Genomic DNA, 24,666 nt, shown 5'->3' on the forward strand with positions numbered 1-24,666 from the left:
ACCCCGGACATGAGAGACCCGGGGTGAGGAGTATAGCAGCAATGGCCCAGCGAGGCAATCAAACCTTGTAGTTGCTCATCTCCTGCTGAAAGACTTCCGTCTGATCGGCAAGCCCGGTCACCGCATCCTCAAGCACCCGGGTCGCGTCCATGGTAATCTGGGTAGACTGCTGGATGTCCTTGACCGCGTGGACGATCTGCTCGCTGCCGCGGCGCTGCTCATCAGTGGACTGCTTGATCTGCTGGATCATGCCGGTAATGTTCTCGGTAGCCTGGGCAATGAAGTTGCCGACTTTGGCCTGTTCCCTGGTGGAGCGCCTGACCTCATTGGTCAGACCTTTCATCTTCTCAACGGCGGACATGATCATGTCGCTCCCTTTGCCCTGTTCTGAAGTGGCCTTGGCGATCTGGGTGACCATTTCCGAGACCTGCTCCATGGCATCGCGGATCATCTGGCTTCCTTTTGACTGCTCCACGGTGGCTCTGGCGATCTCTTCCATCCGTTCCGTCGATTTCTGGACACCGATAACGATCTTATTCAGCGCCTCCCCGGAATTCTGGGAAAGGATCTCGCCCTGATGGATACTCTTTTCAGCAAGTTCAATGGAATCAACGGCGCGGCGGGTCTCGTCCTGAACCCCCTTGATAACCTGGGATATCTCCCGGGTTGAGCTGCTGGTCCTTTCGGAAAGCTCTTTGATTTCATCCGCCACCACGGCAAAACCTTTACCGTATGAGCCTGCCTGGGCAGCAATAATGGCGGCATTCAACGCCAGCAGGTTGGTCTGCTCGGCAACCTCATCGATCACCAGCAGGATCTTGCCGATATCTTCTGCTTTAGAATAGAGAGACTCAATGGCATCCGAGGTGATCCGGGAGGCCCGCCGGATCTCGTTAATCCCCAGGATGGTCGCATCTACCGAACTCTTGCCCGACTCGGCATCGGTCCGCACTTCGTTGGAGATAACAACGGTATCCAGGGCGTTCTGCTCGACCTGCTTTATTGAGCTGTCCATCTCGGCAATGGAACAGGCGGTTGTTGTCGAGGCATCCATCAATTTGGACACGCTGCTGCCGATCTGCTTGATCGATGCCGTCATCTGCACGATTGACGAGCTGACCTCTTCCACCGACATTGCCAGAGTCTCCACATTCAGGGCAACTTCTTCAATACTGGCAGCCATCTCAAGAATCGATGAAGAACTCTCCGATGCCGATCCCGAGAGCCGGTCCACGTTCTCGCCAACACTCTTGACTGAAGAGCTGATTTCTATCACGGCGCTTGAAGTCTCGCGGACCCCGTTTGCCTGGACTCGCGCCGCATTGGAAACCTGCCGCGAGGCATCGGTTATCTTGTTTGAAATACTATTCAACTCTATGGTCGAACGGTTGATGTTCAACACCATTTCACAAAGACGCTCCACCATGGTATTAAAGTCGCTGCTCAGCTTACCCAGCTCATCGCCGGAATCGATCGCGACCCGTACCGAGAGGTCTCCTTCAGAACTGCGGTCAAGAGCAAACCCCATCTTCTTGATCCGACTTAAGATGTACTTGGTGATCAGCACTCCCAAGAGGATTGCCACGCATACCGCCACAACAATCGCCAGTAAAAACATGAACGGAGCAATGCGCTGGATCCTGTTAATGTCGTTGTTTGCCTGGGTTATCAGGGTGCCGACCGCAACCATCAGGTCGTCCACGCTTTCTTTGGATTTGTCGCTGGTGTCTTTCAGGCTGGTCTCAACCAATGAGTGCAGTTTTTCATTGGAAAGGACATCAGGAGCGGATGACGCCAGGAGCCGCCCTTTCAAGGCGATTATCTCTTCGGCCACTGCCTCGAACTGTTGCCAGCTTTTCAACGCCTCGTTGGTCCGTTGTACGATAATGCCGCCGGCAGGGGCGGGCTTGATGCCGAGTTTCTTGTTCCCCTTGAGAATTACATCGCACTGGCTTTTAAACAGATCCCGTTTCATCCGGTAGTCTTCGGAGTATTCCTCAAACCGGGCAGTATCGTTATGAACGAATGACGCCTGCAGCAGGAAAACCCGGCACTCCTTCTGGGTAACCCCCATGAGCAACACCAGTTTCTGCTGACTGGCCAGATTCTGGAGCATGTCCTGAATCTTGTCTCCAATCCCCTTCATGCTGATTGCGCCGAAAATACCGGTAATGCCGACAATCAGAGCCATGATCAGGAATGAGCCGATCAGCCTTTTGCCGAGCTTAATATTATTTAACATAGATTAAATCCCTTGGTAAAATCAGAGAGTAGGTCACTGTTTTGCCGACTCTTCCAGCATCCAATTCATTAGATCAACACAAGCCTTGACCTCCTGCTTGTTCATGTTCGAGTCTGGTTTGCGCATCATTTTTACACCATAAGCCCTGGTGGCGCCCCTGTCGAACGGCTGCCCCGATATCGGCGCAACGCCGGTAGTTATCGAGACCACGGTACGCTCCATGGTATGACACTTTACGCACTTGACCTTCATAATCTGCCAATCGGATTTCATCTGAGGCGGAAAATTAGTAGGATCGAAGGTAAGCTTGTCGCTCTTTCCTATCGTCTTCAGAGCCGCATGACATGGGAATGCCATCAGCAGCACCAGCAGAAACGCCCAGACAATCTTCATTGACTTCATTTCTTCCTCCGTTTTATCAGAAACTAAATGATAAGCCGACATTGGCAATCTTGTTGTCGGTTATGGTCGGTGTCACATAGTCTTCATAGCGATATTCAAGAACAAGCCTGATATTCTGTAACGGCGAGTACGCCAGATACGGCGAATAGACATGCCTTTCGCCGGTATAGGTCTGGTCGAACAGGTACTCGTATCTCATCGCAGCGATAATGTTGGTGTCAAACATATATTCCGCCTCTGCGGAAACTGCAAGGGAATTGATATAGCCCTTAATGGTACTGAAATCAGGGTTATTGTCTCTGCCTTTGACACCGCTGGCTCGCAGGCGTAGCTTCTGGTACAGAATCTCCAGATCTACCCCCAGCCGGTAGTAATCGTTGTAATTCTGGCCGACACCGGCAACGATATTGGCGTTACGCCCTGAATAGCCATACGTTGCAATCATGATCGACAGATAATCCCAGATGCTGTCACTATCCAGATCGATCATCGGCTCATTGCCAAGGAAATCCGCCCCCCCGATCTTGTATGACAGATGACCATAGCCTTCCTTATTCTTCTGGCCGTTGCGGTCCACAACCCCGGCAGCCATGAACAACCGCTTGGCAACAACCGCGTTGAGCTCCACGCCATCCTGTGGGGAATCAATGGTGAACGGAGATTTGCCGACGGTGTAGGAATGGGTGGCGAAAGAAGCAACGGCAATCTTGTTGGAGGACTTCCACAGGCTCAGTTTTGGTCTGAATCTGCCGAATTTGAGGTTAACGGGAAGATCCATCGGCTGCCGCCAGGTAAGGAACAGCTCATTCAGCTCAGAGCCGTTGTTTTTCGGGACATTGGCATTACTCGCCAGGGCATTGCCGACGGTAGGGTTATAGACCCCTTCGCTGTACAGGGTGTATTTGGCAAAGAACCCGAACTTTTCGCGGAAATTGCCCCCCGCCTGCAGGGCGACTGCCCGGGTAGAAAGGTCGTATTCGCCGTTGTTCGGCGCATTCTTGTTGTAACTGGCATTCAGCGTTGCCGTTACAGAAAGGGGGAGCTGCTCCGGAATCGCGGCCAGCCAGAGCCCTTCATTTTTTGTCGCAGCAGGGCCGGCTACTTTGGATGCAGCAGATTCAGGGGCCTGTGCCTTAAGTTTCTCCAGAAGTGCCGGATCCCCTCCGCCGCCAAGAATTACCGGTGCTGCCGGTTTTTCAACCTGCAGCTTGGTATGGGTGTAAACATAGCTGTTCTTCAGAAAGGCCTCGCCATATTCATTAAGTTCAGGATATATAGTGTGACAGGTGGTGCATTCCACCTTGTGCTGGCGGCTAAAGGCAGGGATTGCATAGGCAGTCCCGACATACCCCCCGCATAACAGCAGAATCGCCATTACCAGCGTCATTTTCCTCATACCCGGCATATATCCCCCTCTGAAGAGCAATCTCTCAGCTGCAATCTAAATGAACACCTTAATCCAGCACAGTCGACAACAAATCCGCACCATACTACGCATGGCAGCCAGTGCATTTAGTCGGCCCCATCATGATAGCCTCGTGACATCCCCGGCATACCTTGTGGGCCCATTCCTTGCCAAGCCCCTTGATCTTGCCACCTTTGTAGGCATGGCAGGTTTTGCAGTTTATGCCGCCATCAACATGCTTTTTATGGTTAAAAATAACATCACCTACTGTTGCCGGAAAGGTCATGATATCCGGCGCGGCAGCAGCAATTGCCCCAACAGCAAAACCAAGAACTATCAGCACCAGTGACGCGATACTGCTACGCATTGAGCATACCCCGAACAGAATAATTTTCTACCTGCAGTAACTACCCGTATCGGAGCAACTCGGAAAAGTTTTAATGCAACCTTTGAGAGAGAGCCATTTTTTTTGCATTTTCCAGAATCGGCAGTAAAATGTGCTCGTATCTTGACAGCCCCCAAAATCAAGTCATGGTACATGTTAGCATAAACTTAAGTAATGAAAAGTCAGGGCCGATACCTTTCTTGCACGATCATCGCATTTAAGCTCACGCTGCACCAACAAGGAGAATGCATGGCAGTTCACAACATCAGGGGATTAGGCATTCTTTTCCTCTTTACTCTCATTATCTCCGGCTGCGGCAGCAACTCAGCTCCCAATATTTCGCCAGTTTCCACCCTTGAGGCATCTCAAGACTGCATTAACTGCCATGAGTCCACAGCGGTTTCCTCTGTCACCAACGAGCGAATAACCGATGCCTGGCAACTCTCATCCCATAACACCGCAAGCAGTGCCAACTTTTCGGGTCGCGGTGCCAGTTGCGGCGATTGCCACGAACCGGAGGCCGGGCACCCTAACAGCTGCAATACCTGTCATGGCAGTGGAATCCCGGCCAGCGGCCCGCTGGTGCAGCATAACCCGGACCGGGCCCTGAAATGCGACAAATGCCATACTCGTCCGACATTCATCGACCCCACCGTTGGTCGTGCCCATTTCAGCAATGTGACGGCGGCTTTCGTCAGCACCCAGTTCAAGGGGAAATGCCGGTCCTGCCATGACCCGCATAATCCGTCCAAATACTTTACCTATAACGAACAGTGGGCAGCAAGCGGCAAGGGCGACAGTCTGGCAACACCCTGGAACAGATATGACTTCAAGTCCAGAGGCACGACGCAACCGATAGAGACCACTTTCCAGAGCAGTTGCGTCAGGTGTCATACCGCGACAGGCTATATAAACTATGTTACCTCGGGATTAACAAATGTGTCACCATGGGGAGCAGCTGAGCTTACGGCGGGCGACCGATCGAAACAGACACTAGCCTGCCCTGCCTGCCATGACGACGGCAACGGCAACGCATATAGCTTTAAAGTCAGACAGGTATCCTTTAACGGCGGAGGGATACGAGTCTACTATAACTATTCCGCAGCCCCTTCCAGCAGGGCAGCTGCTGCAACCACCCTCTTCCCGAGCGTCAGGATCAATAACAACCCGTTTATTTTTCCTGATGCCGGGACGTCCAATCTCTGCGTTGTCTGCCACTCCGGAAGAGCAATCGGCCAACTCATCAAAGATGCTGCCGCCGCTGGGCTGAACTTCGATAACGTCGCGCGGATTAACGCCCATGATTTCGTAGCAGGTGGCTCACTATTCCAAGCCACAGGCTACGAATACACCCATCTGGGACGCAGCTATACCCAGCCGGTGACATTCCAGCACGACAATATTGGTCTCGGCAATTTTCAGGGAACCGGTTCCAGTGGACCGTGCATAACCTGTCACATGAGCAGCAGTGAAAGCCACCTGTTTCTGCCGGTCACAATCGACAGTGAAGGAGTAATCACCCAGATAACCGGAACTGCCTGCATTAAATGCCATGTCGGTGTCACTGCCTGGTCACCGGAGACCCTTCAGGAAAAGAAAACCGGATATCTGGCCGCACTTACCGCTCTCTATGAATTGCAGAAGGTCAGACCTACCATTGGGACCAAAATTATCTCCGGAGAAACCTTCAATCCCGACAGCACCGTGAAGAGCTACACCTACACCACCAAATGGGCATCTGCATACGGAGGCGCAACCGGTGCCGACACGATGGGAGCTTCGTTCAACTTTGAGGCGTTAAAAGGCGATTCCGGAGCTTTTGCTCACAACAGTGCCTATACGCGCAAGCTGATCTACGATTCCCTCGACTGGGTGAACGACGGCACCATGAACAACGATGTCGCATCAGCAATTCTCGGCTTGCCGGCAACAACAAGACTGGGAATCCTGCCGGCGGCCTATCGCGGCAATTATCGAAACCTAGCAATAGCATACCTGATCCGCTGACTTCTTCCCCTAAAACGCAAAAATGCCCTCCGGAAAAAGGTTTCTGGAGGGCATTTGTCATGGGACAACGTAAAATATCAAAAAACTGCATATTCCCAGCTTATAAAGTTATGATGGCCTCTCGATCCGGTAACGAAGCTCGGCACGTTGCGGAGCGGCCTTGGTGATATCAGCCAGGATCTCCTTGCGAATCTGGCGGCGCTTGACCTCGTAGGCGTCGGCCTGTGGACCGACTCCGCAGTAAAGCTTCTTTGCCCGAACCAGATTGCCGTTGGCCATTGCCAGCTTGCTCGCCAGCTCCCTCACTGCAGCCTCGGCGCACTTCTCGTCGTTCAGCATCTCTTCCGGAGAGTAGCCATGGCTTGCTGCACGATGAGGCATCAGTTGCCAAACGCCCAGTGCCCCTTTGTGGGAAACCGCTCTGCCCGAAAGACCGTGACCGCCTGTCTCCACCAAGGCTATCTCGGCAATGTCAATGGGCGAAAACTTGGTCCCCAGCGTTTTTAAATAACAGAGCGCTGCCAGCCACCGCGCCCGCTCCGGGTCGGTCCGGCGGGCAAATGCCGCTGCTATCGCAGGAATCTGGGCCTTCCGCTCCTCAAGCGAATTCCCTTTTTCCATTACTCTGCGAATCTCCAGGTCCAGTTCCGTATCAACGGCGGCCACCGGTTGTGGGGCCTGCTGCACCAGGTTCGCACGGTTACACGAGGAGACTCCGACAACCATCAGAATCCCCGCAAATACTGTGAAGCATCCATAAAGTGTTTTTCTGTTCATAAGTAAGATTTGGTCAGTGTTATCGGCTTTGCCGGACGGCCCCTCGGGCCCTCTGTTGCGCTGTTCCTATTCCGGCTAAAATCCCCCTTTCCCCTTGTAATATAAAGCAGTTACCCAACATATAACTTCAGAAACGCCAAAAGGCCCCTATTCCTCCGGAGCCTTTCTCTTTGCCTGCATTTCTGACAGGCTGCAACGTTATACTTTAGTTATCGTTACATGTCAAACGTTTTATTTATTTTACTACCTCATTTCAACTAGTTAGACAATTATCATCACGCTAACCATGTAAAACTACGCCCATTGCCTCGGCCACTGTATGAATATCCTTGTCACCCCTTCCAGAGAGACAGGCAATGATTGTTTTATCCTTGGCCAGCTGCGGCGCAAGCCTTACCAGATGGGCAATTGCGTGGGACGATTCAAGCGCCGGCAGTATCCCCTCGGTCTCGGTGAGGAGCTTGAAACCTGCCAACGCCTCATCGTCGGTGACCGACACATATTCTGCCCGGCCGGTGTCCTTGAGCCAGGCGTGCTCCGGCCCGACCCCCGGATAGTCAAGCCCGGCGGAAATCGAGTGGGCATGGGCAATCTGGCCATGGCTGTCCTGCAAGAGATAGGTCATGTTGCCGTGGAGAACGCCGACCCGCCCGGCGCAGAGCGGTGCGGCATGCTTGCCGGTGGGAATGCCGAAGCCAGCAGCCTCAACCCCGACCATTCTCACATCCTTGTCGTTCAGAAACGGGTAGAACAGTCCCATGGCGTTGCTGCCGCCGCCGACCGCCGCCACCAGGACATCGGGCAGGCCGCCTTCCGCCTTCTTGAACTGCGCCTTGGCCTCGCGGCCAATCACCGACTGAAAGTCCCTGACCATCTCGGGATACGGGTGCGGACCTGCGGTGGTGCCGATGACGTAGAAGGTATCATGAACATAGGTCACCCAGTTCCTCAGTGCCTCATTCATGGCGTCCTTGAGAGTGGCGGTGCCGGCAGTGACCGGCGTAACCTTCGCCCCCAGCAGTTTCATCCGGAAGACATTCAGCGCCTGGCGCCGGATATCCTCCTCGCCCATGAACACCTCGCACTCCATGCCAAACAGTGCCGCAATGGTGGCGGTTGCCACCCCATGCTGCCCGGCCCCGGTCTCAGCTATCACCCGCCGCTTCCCCATCCGCTTGGCCAGCAAACCCTGGCCGATGGTGTTGTTGATCTTATGGGCACCGGTGTGGTTCAGGTCTTCCCGCTTCAGGTAGATCTTGGCCCCGCCAAGCTTCCGGGTCAGGTTTTCGGCAAAATAGAGCGGACTCGGCCTGCCAACGTACTGCTTCAGGTAATAGTCGAACTCGGCCTTGAACTCCGGATCTTTCCGGTAGTTACGGTATGCCTGTTCCAACTCCAGCAACACCGGCATGAGCGTTTCAGGGACGTAGCGTCCGCCGAACTTTCCGAAATGACCGTTCTTATCGGGTAATGACATACTAATTCCTCTGCTCTGAAGATATATTGGTCAGAATTCATCTGCTGGCGCAGGTGGCAACATACTAGCAACATTACAAGACCAAAGCAACCGAGAGTCAAAGATTTCAGAAAACTTCTCATATCCATTGAGGAGCTTGCATACAGTTACTGACAATTACTTACCATTTATCGCAAACGATATCGACTGCTTGAGAATGATTTGTTTACTGATACACTAAAACAACTTTTGAAAAGGAGACTGAATACATGCAATTGTCTATGCTTAACAAGTTGATTATCTGTTGTTTATTCCTGCTATTCTCCCCTTTAACAACGTTTGCCGCTCAGGAAACCGTAAAGATCGGCTTGAATTATCCAGAGACAGGATCCTATGCAAAACAAGGACTTGACCAGCGCAGGGCAGCTGAACTCGCGGCTGAGGAGATCAATGCCGCCGGGGGTATCCTGGGGGAAAAAGTTCAGTTGGTTTACAGGGATACCAAGACGAACGCCAAGATTGCCAAGGCGAATGCCGTGGAGTTGTATGACAAGGAAGGGGTCCCTATGATATTCGGCGGTTCTGCCAGTTCCGAGGCGATCGAGACCGGACAGGTTGCGCTGCAGAAGAACAAACTTTTTTTCGGCACATTGACCTATTCAACCGAAACTACTGGAGAGTACGGGCATCGTCACATTTTCAGGGAATGCTATGACTCGTATTTTGCGGCAAAGGCCTTGGAGAGTTATCTGAAGAAGAACTTTTCCGGGAAAAAGTTCTTTTATATTACCTCCAATTACACCTGGGGCTGGACAACCGAGTCGGTGATACGAGCAGTATCATCGACCACGGATGTTGACAAGCACCCTGAAGTTCTCACTCCGCTCGGCGCTACCGATTTCAGCAAGGCCCTTGCCCAGGCCAGGGACAGTAAGGCCAAGGTGCTGGTGTTGTCACTCTTTGGCCGCGACATGGAGATAGCGGTCAAACAGGCCCACAAGATGGGGCTCAAGAATAAGATGCAGATCATTGTCCCCAATCTCAATGATGATATGGCCCAGGGAGCAGGCCCCGAAGCAATGGAGGGAATTGTCGGGACCATCCCCTGGATCTGGAGTGTACCGATGGCGAACAATTATCCAAAAGGGATAGCATTCGTCAGGAATTTCGAGGCCAAATATAAGCGCTATCCAACCACTTCAGGGGCTTCCGCCTACATTATCCTTCATCAATACAAGGATGCGGTGGAGAGAGCCGGAACTTTCGAGACCAAGGCCGTTATCAAGGCCCTTGAGGGACACAAGTATGTTGGGGTCAAGGATGAGCAGTACTGGCGGGACTGGGATCACCAATCCGTACAGTCGGTCTATACTGTGAGATGCAAGAAGGCAAGCGAGGTCAAAAAGAGCAAGTATCAGCAGGACTGTTTCAAGGTAATCAGTGTCATGAAGGGTGATGATGCTGCCGTGGATTTCAAGGAGTGGAGCGAAATCAGGAATGTGATCGGAATGCCGCCGGCCCTTGACGAGTATCATACCGAGAAATAACCTGACAATGACAGGGTTCAACTGCCAGGCCTGCTTTTGCAGGCCTGGTTGCGTTAATATCCCTTTACTGCCCTGATAAACGCCCGGATCTTGTCCGGGTCTTTCCTGCCAGGCGCAGCCTCCACACCACTGGAGACATCAACAGCATAGGGGCGGACAATATCCAGCGCATCCCGGACATTTTCCGGCGTCAATCCGCCCGCTAGAATGATCGGTCGATTGCCGGCCAGTTCCCGGGCCAGCGACCAGTCAAAGCTCGTGCCGGTACCACCATGGGCAGACGGCGACCAGGCATCGAGCAGATACCCGGCCACCTGGTACCTAGCAAGCGTTTTCAGGGTTGCGGCATCCTTTACCCGAAATGCCTTGATAATCCGCCGCCGAATCTCGGGGCAGTAATCCGGATCTTCATCGCCGTGCAGCTGCACCAGGTCGAGCCCGCAGAAATCGGCCACCCAGTTGACCCGCTCCACGTCAGCATCGACAAAAAGGCCGACCGTCTGCACAAATGGGGGCAGTTTGGCAATAATTGCCGCTGCCCTTTGCGGCGAGACATTGCGCGGCGACTTCTCGTGGAACACGAAGCCGAGGCTATCCGCACCCGCGTCTATTGCCGCAAGCGCGTCTTCATGATTTGTTATCCCGCAAATCTTGACTTTGACCATGTCTTTACCAGTATTGACTATCCGGAAACGTGGATTTTGATGCAAGCTCTAGGCGCCCGAAGAGCGGAACAGGAGGCGTACTAGAGTACGTTGACTGTTCCGCGATGAAGGGCAACAACGAGATTGCGCAAAAGCCGCGTTTCAGAAACTTACCTTCGGAAGATGCGTCAACGACTCCTTGATCGCCTCTTCCGGGTATTCATAATCCTCCAGCTTACCGCTGAAATAGGCGTCATACGCCGTCATGTCAACGTGGCCGTGACCGGAAAGATTGAACAGGATCACCCGCTCCTTCCCTTCTTCTTTGGCCTTGAGCGCCTCGTCAATGGCGCCGCGGATGGCGTGTGACGACTCCGGTGCCGGAATGATCCCCTCGCTTTTGGAAAAGAGTACTGCTGCCTCGAAACAGGCGTTCTGCGGAACAGCCAGTGCTTCAACAACCCCGGCATGCACGAGCTGCGAGACCAGCGGCGAAGCACCGTGGTAGCGAAGCCCACCGGCATGGATTCCCGGCGGCATGAAGTCATGACCAAGGGTATACATTTTTGATATCGGCGCCATCTTGGCCGTGTCGCCGTAATCGAATTCGTAAACCCCCTTGGTCAGGGTCGGGCAGCTGGTCGGCTCCATGGCCACGATTCTGATGTTCTTGCCGTTGGCCTTGTCGGCGACGAACGGGAAACCGATTCCGGCAAAGTTCGAGCCGCCGCCGTGACAACCGATGACCACGTCCGGATAATCTCCGGCAATGGCCAGCTGTTCCTTGGCTTCCAGGCCGATGATGGTCTGGTGCAGGCAGACATGGTTCAATACGCTGCCGAGAGCGTATCTGGTGTCTTCGCGGGTTGCGGCATCTTCCACTGCTTCGCTGATGGCAATCCCCAGGGAGCCGTTGCTGTCAGGATGCTCGGCCAGTATGGCGCGGCCGGCATTGGTGCGGTCTGACGGGGAGGCAATCACCTCGGCCCCCCAAAGCTGCATCATGCTCTTACGGTACGGTTTCTGATTGAATGATACCTTGACCATGTAGACCGTGCACTCCAGACCGAACATCTGGCAAGCCAGGGCAATGGACGATCCCCACTGGCCGGCGCCGGTTTCAGAGGCAATCCGCTTGGTCCCGGCGATCTTGTTGTAGTATGCCTGGGGAATGGCGGTATTTGGCTTGTGGGAGCCAGCCGGTGAGCCGCCTTCATACTTGTAATAGATCTTTGCCGGAGTGCCGAGCGCCTTTTCCAGGCGATGCGCCCGGAAAAGCGGCGACGGCCGCCAGAGCCGATAGATATCGCGCACCTCGTCCGGGATGTCGATCCAGCGATTGGGCGAAACCTCCTGCTCGATCAATCCTATGGGAAACAGCGGCAGCAGGTCGTCCGGGGTCACCGGCTGGAGGGTGCCGGGGTGGATTACCGGCGCCAGAGGGCCGGGCATATCCGGGATAATGTTGTACCACTGCTTCGGAATCCGGTCTTCTGGGAGCAAGATCTTCGTGTCCATGGCGTTACCTCTCTATTGAAAATTAATTACCCTAACAGTTCCTGAAGTTTTAACCCTATATCCTCTTCCCGCATCAGCGACTCGCCGATCAAAAACGCCTTGGCGCCGGCAGCCTGCAGCCGTTCGATGTCGGCGCGACAGTTCAGGCCGCTCTCGGCAACCACCAGCCGGTCATTAGGCACCAGCGGCGCCAGCCGTTCCGTAGTGGCCAGATCGGTGACAAAGGTATGGAGACTACGGTTATTGATCCCGATCAGGCCGCAGTCGGTCTGCAGCGCCAGCTCCAGTTCCCGCTCGTCATGAACTTCCAGCAAGACGTCAAGCTGCAGTTCAGCGGCCAGAGCCGCCAGGTCCTGCATCTGCGAAAGTTCGAGCATTGCGGCGATCAGCAGGACCGCATCGGCTCCGGCCACATATGCCTCATAGATCTGATACGGATCGAACAGGAAATCCTTGCGCAGCAGCGGCAGGCCGACCTGTTCCCGGATCAGGGCAATGTAGCGAAGATGGCCGAGAAAGAACTTCTCGTCGGTCAACACCGAGATACAGGTAACCCCATTGTCCTGATAGGTCGAGGCAATATCAAGCGGGTCGAAATCGGCGCGGATCAACCCCTTGCTGGGAGAACCCTTTTTCACCTCGGCAATGATCGCTGTCCACCCTGATGCAGTGGCATCGCGCAATGCCCTGGCAAAACCGCGCGGCTGGTCCTCGCGATCCGACAGGTGCCCCTTGAGTACGGTCAGAGACATTGCCGCTTTGGCCGCAGCAACTTCGGTCTTTTTATGTTCAACTATTTTTTTCAGGATATCCGGAGTATCAGTCATTCATCACCGCACTTCACTGGTTATGGCCGCGAGCCGTTCAAGCTGCCGCAGGGCGCGCCCCGAATCGATAGCGTCAATGGCCAGTGCAATTCCGGCCATCTGGTTTTCTGCCATCCCCGCAGCCATAAGGGCATAGGCGGCGTTCAGCAGCACCACATCCCGCTTCGGCCCATGCTCGCCAGCCAGGACCGCGCGCACTATCACCGCATTCCCCTTGGCATCGCCACCTCGGAGGTCATCCATAGAGCAGGAGGGCAAGCCGAAGGTTTCCGGCCTGACTAACGTAACGGAAATCCCGTCGGGGGTAACCTCGGCAACCTTGGTCTCGGTGGTCAGGGTGATCTCGTCCATACCATCACCACCATGGACCACAAACCCGTGCTTACAACCGAGCCTTTTCAGAACCCCGGCAAGCTTTTCCACTAGCTCGTCGCTGTAAACCCCCATGACCTGGCAATCGGCGCCTGCCGGATTGGTCAGTGGGCCGAGTATATTGAAAATGGTCCGGATGCCGATCTCACGCCGCGGACCGATGGCATGTTTCATGGCGCCATGCAGCGCCGGAGCAAAGAGAAAACCGATACCAATCTCGGTTATGCAACGCTCTACCACTTCCGGAGTCACGTCAAGATTGACTCCAAGAGCTTCCAGGACATCGGCACTGCCGCATAGTGACGATACGGAGCGGTTGCCATGCTTGGCGACTTTAACGCCACATGCCGATACCACAAAAGAGACAGTAGTGGAGACATTGAAGGTGTTGGTACAATCGCCGCCGGTGCCGACAACATCCAGGATCGTCTCCTGATCGATGTTGATCTCGTCGCGATCAATGTCCAGCACATTCTTGCCGACCCTGATCGGTGTTGCCCGCTCCCGCATTACCCTGGCGGCGCCGGTGATCTCATCGATGGTCTCCCCCTTCATCCTGAGGGCGGTAATGAACGCGCCGATCTGCGCTGGAGTTGCCGCGCCGGACATGATCTGGTCCATCACCTCGATCATCTCACCTTCAGAGAGATCCCGTTTTTCCACAACTTTGGCGATTGCCTGTTTTATCATTTTCGTCCCCTGAAAATATCGTGTCAGATCAAACGAAGAAAGCCGGAAGTTATCAGTTTCGGCCCGAAAAATCAAGAACTCGCACAGAGATAATAGATTACTGCATCAGGATTTTCATTAATTTAGATGTTGATACTTGAAATATATTTGTGTCAAAATGATTTGTACTAAACCAATTTCTATACAAATTAATTACAAGGATATCCTCAAGCTTATGGCGAAACCTACCTCAGAGTCCATGGTCGCTGAGATCATGGACAACATCAGGCGCGTCTTCCAGGTAGTAAACGAACAATCAAAGAAAGTGGAAAAGGAAACCGGGCTGACCGGCCCCCAGGTCTGGGCCATCAAGGTCATCTTCGAATCAGCGCCGGTGAGGGTCTCTGATCTGGCTAAAATGATGTACCTGCATCCGGCAACCACGGTCGGCATTCTCGACCGCCTGGAAAAGCGCGGACTGATCACTCGTACCCGCTCCTCCGGAGACCGAAGGGTCGTCGAAGTTACCCTGACCGATGAAGGCCGGGAACTTGTCGAGACCTCTCCGGAAGTCGCCTCAAACAAGATCACGCACGGCCTGGAGTCTCTGAACCTCCCGGAGCTTACCATCATCTACCACGGCCTCGACAAGCTTACTCAGATCCTTGACGCAAGCGGGCTGCCACCAACCCTGATCGGCACCACCGAGGTCAACCTCCCCAAGAAAAAGAGAAAATGAGGCAACAGCAACACTCAGGAGAAGAGCTTGATGAAGATGCTTGACTGGAGCCGCTGGCTCCCCAAATCAGTAGAGTGTATGAAAGGTTACAATGATAAGGTTTTTGCCGCGGACCTCACTTCGGGACTTACTGTCGGCCTGGTTGCCCTGCCCCTGGCAATGGCCTTCGGGATCTCGTCAGGAGTAACGCCGCAGGCAGGGATATATACCGCCGTGATTGCCGGTTTTCTGATCTCTGCTCTTGGCGGTTCCAAGACGCAGATCGGGGGTCCGACTGGCGCCTTTGTCGTGGTCATTGCCTCGATCATAGCCAAACACGGCTTATCGGGGCTGCTCATGGTCACCATGATGGCGGGGATAATCCTGCTGTTTCTAGGCCTTACCGGGCTTGGCAACGCCGTGAAATTCATACCTAGACCGGTCATCATCGGTTTCACCAACGGCATCGCGGTGCTGATCGCTTCGACCCAGATCAAGGATTTCCTGGGCATTACCAATATCGGTCAGGTACCGGGCGAGTTTTATGAGAGAATGGTGCTGATCTTCAGCAACATCGGCAAAACCGATTTGACAACCGTTGTTCTTGCCCTGACCTCGCTGCTGGTAATGATCGTCATTCCGAGATTCACGAAACGGATCCCCGGATCGATCGTTGCCCTCACCGCTTCCACCATCTGCGTAGCCATGTTCAATATCCCCGTGGAAACCATCGGTAGCAGATTCGGCGGGATTCCAACCGGTCTTCCGGAGATGCAGTTGCCTTTGCTCCGCATGGACCTGGTCATGCCGCTACTCCCGTCGGCAGTGACGGTTGCCCTGCTGGCCGCCATCGAAAGTCTGCTGTCAGCGGTTGTGGCAGACTCCATGAGCGGCGACCGCCATAACTCCAATGTAGAGCTGATCGCCCAAGGGATTGCCAATCTCACGGTGCCTCTCTTCGGCGGGATCCCGGTGACCGGGGCCATTGCCCGGACTGCAACCAACATCCGCTCCGGCGCCCGCACCCCGGTCTCGGGGATGATCCATGCTGTGACGCTGCTCTGCATTATCCTCTTTGCCGCTAAACTCGCCGCATTCATCCCGCTGGCCACTCTTTCCGCGGTGCTGTTCATCGTGGCCTACAACATGGGGGAATGGCGCGAGATCAAGACCATCGTCCGTCTGGAGCGCAAGGAGATCACGGTCTGGCTGATCACCTTTATGCTGACTGTCGCAGCAGACCTAACCATTGCCGTTGAAGTGGGGATGACGCTGGCGGCGCTCCTCTACATCTACCAGGTATCAAGGACCACAGTGGTTGCCCCGCTGACCGTCGAGGCAATGGAACAAGGGAAAACCCACATCGTGCAGGACTATATCATCCCGCCCTATGTCAGCATTTTTCACATCCAGGGGCCGTTCCTGTTCGGTGCTGCCGAGAAGCTGAACCAGCTGGACACCGACGTTGATACCTTGGGACCGATCGTGGTCCTACGGCTGCGCTACATGACCGCCATAGACGCCACCGGCCTGTACGCCATAGAGCAGTTCTACGAAAGGCTCCATGCCGCCGGCAAGCACCTGATCCTGTGTGGCAGCAGGGGACAGGCAAAACGGCTGATCTATACCTCGGCACTGCCGAGGATCATCGGCGCCCGGAACATCCTCCCCAACATCCGCGCCGCCTTGAGCAGGGCCGAGAGCATCCAGGAGCGGTTTGGCGGGATTGGCGATGAGTTTGCCGAAGACCTGGCCGTAGCGCCCGGATAGTACCTTAATCTATTAGACAGATGATTAGCAAAAAGCCGCCTCTTCGTAACGGAAGAGGCGGCTTTATTGTTTCGGCAGCGTTCAGATGGCTGCTATCAGGCGGTCATCTCCAGGAAATTGCGCAGGATATCCATGCCACCTTCGGTCAGGATTGATTCCGGATGGAACTGAACCCCCCAGAGCGGCAGTTCGCGATGCCTGAGCCCCATGATTTCCCCCTCTTCCACCCAGGCGGTGATCTCCAGGCAATCGGGAAAACTGCTCCGCTCGACCACAAGGGAGTGGTAGCGGGTGGCATTGAACGGGTTGGCAAGCCCTGCGAACAGCTCTTTGCCGTTGTGGTGGATTAGCGAGGTCTTGCCGTGCATCAGCGTGGAGCTACGCACGATTGTGCCGCCAAAGGCCGCGCCAATCGACTGGTGCCCCAGACAGACGCCCAGGATCGGGATCTTGCCAGCAAAGTGGCGAATGGCGGCAACCGAAATGCCGGCCTCCTCGGGCGAACATGGTCCGGGTGAGACCACCAGCCGTTGTGGCGCCAGCCGCTCGATCTCGTCCAGCGAAATCTGGTCGTTGCGGAATACCTGCACCTCTTCGCCCAGTTGACCAAAATACTGGACGATGTTGTAGGTAAAGGAATCGTAGTTGTCGATCATCAGGAGCATCAGTCTAGCCCTTTCTCAGCGGTTTCTATGGCCCGCATCACTGCCATCGCCTTGTTGACCGTCTCCTGCCACTCGGCAGCCGGGTCGGAATCCGCAACAATACCGGCACCGGCCTGGAGGTGAATCTTGCCGTCCTTCACCACCAGGGTCCGGATGGCAATGGCGAGATCCATGTTGCCGGAGAACGAGAAATAGCCAACCGCGCCGCCGTAGATCTCCCGCTTCACCGGCTCCAGCTCATCGATGATCTCCATTGCCCTGACCTTGGGGGCTCCGGAAAGGGTCCCGGCCGGGAAGGTGGCCCTCACCAGGTCAAAGGCATCCCTGCCACCCTCCAGTTCTCCCTGGACGTTGGAGACAATATGCATCACGTGCGAATAGCGCTCAATGACCATCAGCTCGGAAACCTTAACTGTGCCGGTTGTGCAGACCCGGCCGAGATCGTTCCGGCCCAGGTCCACCAGCATGACATGCTCGGCGCACTCCTTGGGATCGGCCAGTAGTTCATCAGCCAGCTGCTGGTCTTCGTCCGGCGTTGCGCCGCGCGGCCGGGTCCCGGCTATGGGACGCAGCTCAACCAGCTCCCCTTCCTTGCGCACCATGACCTCGGGCGAGGCCCCGACAACAACTGTATCTTCGAGGCGGAGAAAAAACATGTAGGGAGAGGGGTTGAGGGTCCTCAGCACCCGGTAGATATCGAGCGGATCAACGGTCAGTTCACCGGAGAACCGCTGCGACAGCACCACCTGGATGATGTCGCCGGAGCGGACGTACTCCTTGGCCTTGGTTACTGACTGCTCGAACTGTTCCCTGGTGACATTGGAGACAAATTCGACCTTGCTTGCGCTATTGCGACAACCACACTGGGTTGCAGGGGCCTTGAGCTTGGCGATGATGGCGTCGATCTTGGCGACTGCCCCGGCATAGGCCTCTGCCGGAGATATTGCATCGTCAAGATGTACGTTGGAGACCACCTTGATCTTCTGCCGCATGTTGTCGAAGATGAGAATGGTATCGGTAATGACAAAGTAAGAGTCCCAAGCGCCTATGACTGACGGCTTATCAGATTCGAGCCGCTCGAAGTGGCGCACCATGTCATAGCCGAGATAGCCGACGGCACCGCCGAAAAACCGGGGAACCCCCTCGACCTCAACCGGAGTAAACCTTGCCAGGTGATCGCGGACAAAACCGAGCGGATCGGCGGTCTGCAGGTTCCTGACCGGCGCACCGTTTTCAATGATCTCCACGGTGGTGCCGCGGGTCCTGATGATTACCTCCGGGCTTGAGCCGAGAAAGGTGTAGCGCGCCCATTTTTCCCCACCCTCGATACTCTCCAGCAGAAAGGAATAACGACCGTCATCGATCTTGCGAAACGCCGACACTGGTGTGTCGAGGTCGGCCATGATCTCCCGGTACACCGGGATCAGGTTCCCTTGAGACGAAAGCCCCTGAAATGAGGCAAAATCGGGGTAATACATGAGGATCTCCGTAACAGGCAGGACAGCTTGGGGAATGTGTAATGAATCGGCCAGGAGAGCCTCTCCCGGACGGGTTAAGGTATCACAGCGGGTTGGGAGTGTCAAGACCGGCCGGGCAAGCCGCTTCAGGGATGTTCTGCGCCGATTTTCAGCGGAAGAGTGAAATAGAAGGTCGAGCCGATTCCGGGCTGACCCTCGCCCCAGGTCCGGCCTTCGTGCCGGCTGATAATCCGGCGCACCGTGGCAAGACCGATGCCAGTCCCCTCGAATTCATTGGCATGGTGCAACCGCTGGAAGGTTCCGAAAAGCCGGTCAGCATAGGTCATGTCAAAACCGACCCCATTGTCCTTGACGAAAAAGACCTGCTCGCCATCTTCAGTCTTACAGCCGAACTCAACAGCTGCCGCATCGTTTTTGCTGGTGTATTTCCAGGCGTTCCCCAAAAAGTTAACCAGGACGATGCGCAGCAAGTGAAGATCACCCCAGGCCGTCATCCCTTCTCCTATGGTAAAGGCAACCTGCCGTTCCGGTTGCAGCTCGCGCAGGTCAGAGACAACCTCGTTCCCCAGCTTGGTTATATCGACATACTGGCAGTTCATGCCGCCCCTGGTAACCTTTGACAGGTTCAGCAGGTCGTCGATGAGCATTGACATTCGCTTGGTGGCTTTGCACACTCGATGCAGGTATTCCTTGCCATGTTCATCAAGGTTTCCCTCGCACTCTTCCATCAGCAGGCGGGAAAACCCCTCTATATGCCTGAGCGGAGCCCGAAGGTCATGGGACACCGAATAGCTGAATGACTCAAGCTCATTATTGGCATTTTCCAACGCCTGGGTCCGGCGCTGGAGATCCTCATTCAACCAGCTGATCTCCTCTTGCGCCGCAGCACGACTATTGATCTCCTCCGTGAGAATGCGGTTGGTTTCTAACAGCTGACTGGTTCGCTCCTGAACGCGCTCTTCCAGTTCCAAGGTCTTTTCCTCAAGTGCCCGCGCTGCGCGTTTGCGAACAATCGAGACATAGACAAGCAATGCTATTATGGTGACAAGAAACCCTACAATCGCGAATATCCCCCAGAAAAGGGCCGGGGAATTTTCGCAGACCATTTCGTGCGGTTTCGCAGAAGCAACACCTTCCTGCAGGCCGGCACCAAAGACATACGGCACAGGGAACTGAAGCGACATCAGCACGAGAGCGACAATGGTATCGCACCTCCTGCCAACTCGGGACATAGTTAAAAAAGCGCTGAAATGATTCAGAGTTTCCACAACTACCTTTACCGTGGCGCTAACAGGACCTGCTCGAATCATCCTGAAAGACCGATATTGTTCGGCTAAAGAATATAAATATACCATCTCCTCTTGCAATTCCCAGCAGCGATGATTATGTTTGTCCACTGTTATACAAAAATACGCAGGAGGAACCAGAAAGCACATGTCCAAATCGACCAAACAGTTCCAGACCGAGGTGCAACAACTGCTCGACCTGGTAATCCACTCACTCTATTCCAACCGTGACATATTTCTTCGCGAGCTTATCTCTAACGCATCCGATGCCGTGGACAAGGTCCGCTTCGAGGCCCACTCCAATGAATCGCTGCTGGAGGGGAATACTGACTGGAAAATAAAGATCGTCCCCGACAAGACCGCCGGCACCCTCACCATTCTCGATAACGGCATCGGCATGTCCATGGCAGAGGTTGAGGAGAACATCGGCACCATCGCCCGCTCCGGCACCAAGGCGTTCATGGAGAGTCTCAAGGGGCAGAACCTGGCCAACAACCCGGAGCTGATCGGCCAGTTCGGCGTTGGGTTCTATTCGTCGTTCATGGTTGCCGACCGGGTCGAGATCGTTACTCGCAAGGCAGGCGACCCGGCTGCCGGCTGCCGCTGGGAATCGACTGGCGATGGCTCCTACACCATCGAGGATTGCACCAAGGAAAGCCGCGGCACAGCTATCACCCTGCACCTCAAGGAAGAGATGAAAGAATACCTTGAGGAATGGAAGATCAAATCGATCATCAAGAAATATTCCGACTATGTCCAGTATCCGATCTGCATGGATATCACCCGCAAGGAGCCGGTCAAAGGGGTTGACGGCAAGGTCATCGAGGGTGGCGGCGACATCGAGACCACCACCGAAGAGACCCTCAATTCAATGAAGGCGATTTGGACCCGACCAAAGAGTGAGATCACTGATGATGAGTATGAGGAGTTCTACAAACATATATCGCACGACTACGACAAACCTCTGAAAACCATCCATTACTCGGCTGAAGGGACCAGCGAGTTCCGCTCCATCCTCTATATCCCTGCGCACCGGCCATTCGACCTTTTCTACAAGGACCAGAAAAAAGGGGTGCAGCTTTACGTAAAGCGGGTGTTCATCTCCGATCATTGCGAGGACCTGCTCCCGGACTGGCTCCGATTCATGAAAGGGGTGGTCGATTCCAGCGACCTGCCGCTCAACGTTTCCCGCGAAATCCTGCAGCAGGATGTGGAGATCAAGCGGATCCAGAAGAGCCTGGTCACCAAGACCCTGGCAACGCTTGCCGAAATGAAGGAAAAGGAGAATGAGGAGTACCTCAAGTTCTACAAGGAGTTCGGCCCGGTATTAAAAGAAGGTCTCCATTTCGACTACGCCAACAAAGAAAAGCTCCAGGAACTGGTGCTCTTTGAAAGCTCCAAGACCGAACCCGGCAGCTTCGTCTCCCTGAAGGAATACGTAGAGCGGATGCCGGAAACGCAGAAGGAGATCTATTTCCAGACCGGTACATCACGCGAGGCAGTAGAGAATTCGCCCCACATGGAGGCGTTACGCAAGAAGGATTACGAAGTGCTGTTCCTGATCGACCCGGTTGATGAGTGGGTTACCCAGGCGCTCCACGAGTATGACGGCAAGAAACTGAAGGCCGTCGACCGCGGCGACCTGGAACTCGACACCGAAGAAGAGAAGAAGGAACACGAGCAGAAACGCGAAGAAGCCAAGAAACAGTTCGGCTCACTGCTTGACTTCATCAAAGGCAAGCTTGAGGACCGGGTCAAAGAAGTAAGGTTCTCCAGCCGGCTGACCGACAGCTCCTGCTGCCTGGTGGCCGACGAATACGGCATCAACGCCAACATGGAGCGGATCATGAAGGCGATGAACCAGGACATCCCGGAATCAAAACGGGTCCTGGAGCTGAACCCGGACCACCCGATCGTTAGCGTCATGGGTAAACTTTTTGAGAAGGACAAAGAAAACCCGCGCCTGGCGGACTATTGCGAGCTGCTTTTCGACCAGGCGCTCCTGACCGAAGGGTCACCAATCAAGGACCCACTCAGGTTCACCCGGCTGGTCTCGGAGCTGATGGTTGCCGACGGCAAGGGACTGGTGGGCTGAGCCGGCAATTTTACAGGCATTTTTACCTTTTGCGATAGGTGCGCACATTTTTTGGCTTGACACCGATTCGTTCATTAAAGTAAAGTTTACAAAAACGTAAGCAACGGTTTCACCGATAGACGACAATACTAAACCATCCGCGAGGATGGGACGGAAAGCCCATAGGGTCTCAAGCAGACAGCCGGGTCGCCGAAATATCCAACCAGATATGACAGGCGACCCGGCTTTTTTGTTTTTGGGTTGCAAAACCGACAGCAAACAAGGAGGAAAATGCAGACGCTTTTTTCCTGAATCCAAGGCACAGCAAAAAGCTCCAGCTGCAAGGCTTGCGAAGTCTGAGGCATGAGTCGTAGCCATAGGCTACGTCGCAACGACGAAGGCAGAGCGTAACGCAGCAGATGAACTTTTGGCGAAGCCCATTTGGTACACGATAATACTAAACCATCCGCGAGGATGGGGCGGAAAGCCTAAGGGTCTCTCAGAGACAGCCGGGATGCCGAAATACCCTCACATTCGGCCCCGGCTCTTTTTTTTGCCGGGGTTAAAAAAGGGGGTGATCAACAGAACCCAAACTTTTATTAACCGGCAATTTGCAGATTTACTCTGACAACTAACATCGACTGATCGCATCAACAGCATTAACCTTGGAGGAAACAATGAATTTAAAAACTATTTGCAGCGCCATGGCGCTCATGGTCAGCATCGCAGCACTATCCGCATGTGGGGGGGGGTCAGGCAGCGGCACCCCGGCAGCTTCAGGTGTCGCTACCGGAGTAATCACGGCAACCGGCGGCAGCTCCAGCGGTAAAGAGATCGCCATTGCCGGAGCAGCCCAAAGCGGCGCAACCATCCATATCAACGGCGCCGAATATGACCTGGACGGCAGTAGAATCAACAAAGACGATGACGACGACAATCTGGATGTGGGCATGGTAGTAACCGTCAAGAGCCATGACGGACAGGGCAGCGCTAAAAAAGCGCTTGAAGTCGATTGCGACCACCTGATCAAGGGACCGGTGGCATCAGTAAACGAGAATAACGGCTCACTGGTAGTCCTCGGCCAGACCGTCACAGTATCCGTAACCACGGTATTTAAAAGATTCAGCAATTTGGGAGATCTTTCCAGGAACGACCTGGTGGTAGTCAGCGGTTATAGCGACGCCAATGGTGCAATTCTGGCCACCAGGATCGAGCGCAAGAACAACCCGTTCAATGCCAACCAGACCCCGGTAAAGCTTATCGGCACGGTAACCCAGTTAACTGGACAGAACCTGACCATCGGCGGGATGACCATTACCAGCGTGCTGCCTCTAAACCCACGCATCGGAGTAGGATCGCTGGTTAAGGTTCATGGAACCATAGCAACTGCAGACGGCCCGTTCACCGCAGCAAAAGTGGAGTTGAAATCGCGTGAGGTTGAAGATATCGATCATGCCGAGATCGAAGGCATAGTGGCAAACCTCTCTCTCGAAGACAAAGCCTTCACCATTGGCAATATCACCGTGAATGCCGCTAATCTGAACATCTCCGGACTGTCGATAAACGACCGGGTGGAAGTGGAAGGAAAACTCGTCAACGGTGTCCTCATTGCCTCGGAAATCAAAGTAATAAGCCACGGTACCGGCACAACTCCTGCCCCAACCCCGACACCTTCAGCAACTGCCGGCCAGGCAGTGTTCACGGCAAATTGCAGCGGCTGTCACACCTTGACCGGCACCTCTGTCATGAACCTTACCGCTAAAGGGGCCATGGTCAGCTCGAAATACCCGACCGCCGGCCAGGCCGGACATAACGGTAAAACTCTGTCGGCAACCCAGATCGCAGATCTTGCCGCCTATTTGAATAACCAGACTCCTGCGCCAACCCCTACTCCCACACCAACCCCTACGCCGACCCCAACTCCTTCGGCAACAGCAGGGCAGACAGTATACACAGCAAATTGCGGTGGTTGCCATACCCTGACCGGCACCACCATCATGAACCTGGCAGCTAAAGGCGCCAAGGTCAGCCTGAAATTCCCGACTGCCGGGACAGCCGGTCACAGCGGCATCACCCTGTCGGCGACCCAGATTGCCGATCTGGCAGCCTACCTGAATACGCAGGCCGCGCCAGCACCGACGCCGGTTCCGACCCCAACACCGACGCCGACTCCTACCCCAACGCCAACACCGGTTCCTTCGGCAACTGCAGGGCAGACGGTATTCAACAGCAACTGCAGTGGTTGCCACACCCTTACCGGCACTTCGATCATGAACCTGACCGGCAAGAGCACCCTGGTCAGCTCGAAATTCCCAACCGCCGGCGCTGCCGGCCACAAGAGCATAACCTTGTCGGCCACCCAGATCGCTGACCTCAAGGCGTTTCTCAAGTAGTTCCTGCAAATTAAAAGGGCCTGCGCAAGCA

Annotated in this window: 19 protein-coding genes and 2 riboswitches; of the genes, 6 read left to right on the top strand and 13 right to left on the bottom strand. The window is 54.6% G+C overall.

What is annotated here, in order from left to right; all coding sequences use genetic code 11:
* Positions 1-58 precede the first annotated feature (58 nt).
* The 4 genes from KI809_RS02640 to KI809_RS02655 all read right to left on the bottom strand — a co-directional run bounded on the left by KI809_RS02640 (position 59) and on the right by KI809_RS02655 (position 4,416).
* A complete protein-coding gene (locus KI809_RS02640) occupies positions 59-2,242 on the bottom strand; it encodes a HAMP domain-containing methyl-accepting chemotaxis protein (protein WP_214169955.1) in 2,184 nt (727 codons plus the stop codon).
* Between the two features lie 33 nt (positions 2,243-2,275).
* Entirely contained in the window at positions 2,276-2,644 is a 369-nt protein-coding gene (locus tag KI809_RS02645; protein WP_246559131.1) for a cytochrome C, read from the bottom strand.
* Positions 2,645-2,660: 16 nt separating this feature from the next.
* Complete coding sequence (locus KI809_RS02650; protein WP_214169956.1) at positions 2,661-4,049, bottom strand: hypothetical protein; 1,389 nt, start codon at positions 4,047-4,049, stop codon at positions 2,661-2,663.
* Between the two features lie 85 nt (positions 4,050-4,134).
* Positions 4,135-4,416: a cytochrome c3 family protein gene (locus tag KI809_RS02655; protein WP_214169957.1), complete on the bottom strand. Its 282-nt coding sequence runs from the start codon at positions 4,414-4,416 to the stop codon at positions 4,135-4,137.
* 267 nt (positions 4,417-4,683) lie between these two features.
* Between KI809_RS02655 and KI809_RS02660 the strand changes: the two genes are divergently transcribed.
* Entirely contained in the window at positions 4,684-6,441 is a 1,758-nt protein-coding gene (locus tag KI809_RS02660; RefSeq protein ID WP_214169958.1) for a cytochrome C, read from the top strand.
* Between the two features lie 108 nt (positions 6,442-6,549).
* Here the strand turns inward: KI809_RS02660 and KI809_RS02665 are convergent, their stop codons facing one another.
* Complete coding sequence (locus KI809_RS02665; protein ID WP_246559132.1) at positions 6,550-7,167, bottom strand: transglycosylase SLT domain-containing protein; 618 nt, start codon at positions 7,165-7,167, stop codon at positions 6,550-6,552.
* A gap of 331 nt (positions 7,168-7,498) precedes the next feature.
* On the bottom strand, positions 7,499-8,695 hold the full coding sequence (trpB, locus tag KI809_RS02670) for a tryptophan synthase subunit beta (protein ID WP_214169960.1): 1,197 nt from the start codon (positions 8,693-8,695) through the stop codon (positions 7,499-7,501).
* Between the two features lie 248 nt (positions 8,696-8,943).
* Between trpB and KI809_RS02675 the strand changes: the two genes are divergently transcribed.
* The gene (locus tag KI809_RS02675; RefSeq protein ID WP_214169961.1) at positions 8,944-10,221 is read left to right on the top strand and encodes a substrate-binding protein; all 1,278 of its coding nucleotides are present in this window, start codon (positions 8,944-8,946) and stop codon (positions 10,219-10,221) included.
* Between the two features lie 53 nt (positions 10,222-10,274).
* Here the strand turns inward: KI809_RS02675 and KI809_RS02680 are convergent, their stop codons facing one another.
* The 4 genes from KI809_RS02680 to trpD form a co-directional block, all read right to left on the bottom strand.
* Complete coding sequence (locus KI809_RS02680; RefSeq protein WP_214169962.1) at positions 10,275-10,886, bottom strand: phosphoribosylanthranilate isomerase; 612 nt, start codon at positions 10,884-10,886, stop codon at positions 10,275-10,277.
* Between the two features lie 141 nt (positions 10,887-11,027).
* Positions 11,028-12,383, bottom strand: a complete 1,356-nt coding sequence (locus tag KI809_RS02685) for a TrpB-like pyridoxal phosphate-dependent enzyme (protein WP_214169963.1) — start codon at positions 12,381-12,383, stop codon at positions 11,028-11,030.
* A 26-nt stretch (positions 12,384-12,409) separates the two neighbouring features.
* Positions 12,410-13,210, bottom strand: coding sequence for an indole-3-glycerol phosphate synthase TrpC (gene trpC / locus KI809_RS02690; RefSeq protein WP_214169964.1), 801 nt, complete (start codon positions 13,208-13,210; stop codon positions 12,410-12,412).
* Between the two features lie 3 nt (positions 13,211-13,213).
* Positions 13,214-14,272 (bottom strand): anthranilate phosphoribosyltransferase, encoded by a 1,059-nt coding sequence (gene trpD / locus KI809_RS02695; protein WP_214169965.1) that lies wholly within the window; start codon positions 14,270-14,272, stop codon positions 13,214-13,216.
* A gap of 214 nt (positions 14,273-14,486) precedes the next feature.
* On the opposite strand from trpD, the gene KI809_RS02700 reads away from it, so the two are divergent.
* Together KI809_RS02700 and KI809_RS02705 are read left to right on the top strand one after the other, a co-directional pair.
* Positions 14,487-14,990, top strand: a complete 504-nt coding sequence (locus KI809_RS02700; protein ID WP_214169966.1) for a MarR family winged helix-turn-helix transcriptional regulator — start codon at positions 14,487-14,489, stop codon at positions 14,988-14,990.
* Positions 14,991-15,020: 30 nt separating this feature from the next.
* Entirely contained in the window at positions 15,021-16,739 is a 1,719-nt protein-coding gene (locus tag KI809_RS02705; protein WP_214169967.1) for a SulP family inorganic anion transporter, read from the top strand.
* Positions 16,740-16,834: 95 nt separating this feature from the next.
* Here the strand turns inward: KI809_RS02705 and KI809_RS02710 are convergent, their stop codons facing one another.
* From KI809_RS02710 to KI809_RS02720, 3 genes are all read right to left on the bottom strand, one after another.
* Positions 16,835-17,404 (bottom strand): anthranilate synthase component II, encoded by a 570-nt coding sequence (locus tag KI809_RS02710; protein WP_214169968.1) that lies wholly within the window; start codon positions 17,402-17,404, stop codon positions 16,835-16,837.
* Positions 17,404-18,882 (bottom strand): anthranilate synthase component I, encoded by a 1,479-nt coding sequence (gene trpE / locus KI809_RS02715; protein WP_214169969.1) that lies wholly within the window; start codon positions 18,880-18,882, stop codon positions 17,404-17,406. The genes KI809_RS02710 and trpE overlap by 1 nt, the downstream gene beginning before the upstream one ends.
* A gap of 125 nt (positions 18,883-19,007) precedes the next feature.
* Positions 19,008-20,192: a sensor histidine kinase gene (locus tag KI809_RS02720; protein WP_214169970.1), complete on the bottom strand. Its 1,185-nt coding sequence runs from the start codon at positions 20,190-20,192 to the stop codon at positions 19,008-19,010.
* Positions 20,193-20,316: 124 nt separating this feature from the next.
* Between KI809_RS02720 and htpG the strand changes: the two genes are divergently transcribed.
* Together htpG and KI809_RS20675 are read left to right on the top strand one after the other, a co-directional pair.
* Positions 20,317-22,263, top strand: a complete 1,947-nt coding sequence (gene htpG, locus KI809_RS02725; RefSeq protein WP_214169971.1) for a molecular chaperone HtpG — start codon at positions 20,317-20,319, stop codon at positions 22,261-22,263.
* A gap of 117 nt (positions 22,264-22,380) precedes the next feature.
* A riboswitch (cyclic di-GMP riboswitch) is annotated at positions 22,381-22,457 on the top strand.
* Between the two features lie 231 nt (positions 22,458-22,688).
* Positions 22,689-22,764: riboswitch (cyclic di-GMP riboswitch) on the top strand.
* 155 nt (positions 22,765-22,919) lie between these two features.
* Complete coding sequence (locus tag KI809_RS20675; RefSeq protein WP_281416748.1) at positions 22,920-24,635, top strand: DUF5666 domain-containing protein; 1,716 nt, start codon at positions 22,920-22,922, stop codon at positions 24,633-24,635.
* Positions 24,636-24,666 lie beyond the last annotated feature (31 nt).

This window comes from Geoanaerobacter pelophilus (assembly GCF_018476885.1).
GTDB classification, from domain to species: domain Bacteria; phylum Desulfobacterota; class Desulfuromonadia; order Geobacterales; family DSM-12255; genus Geoanaerobacter; species Geoanaerobacter pelophilus.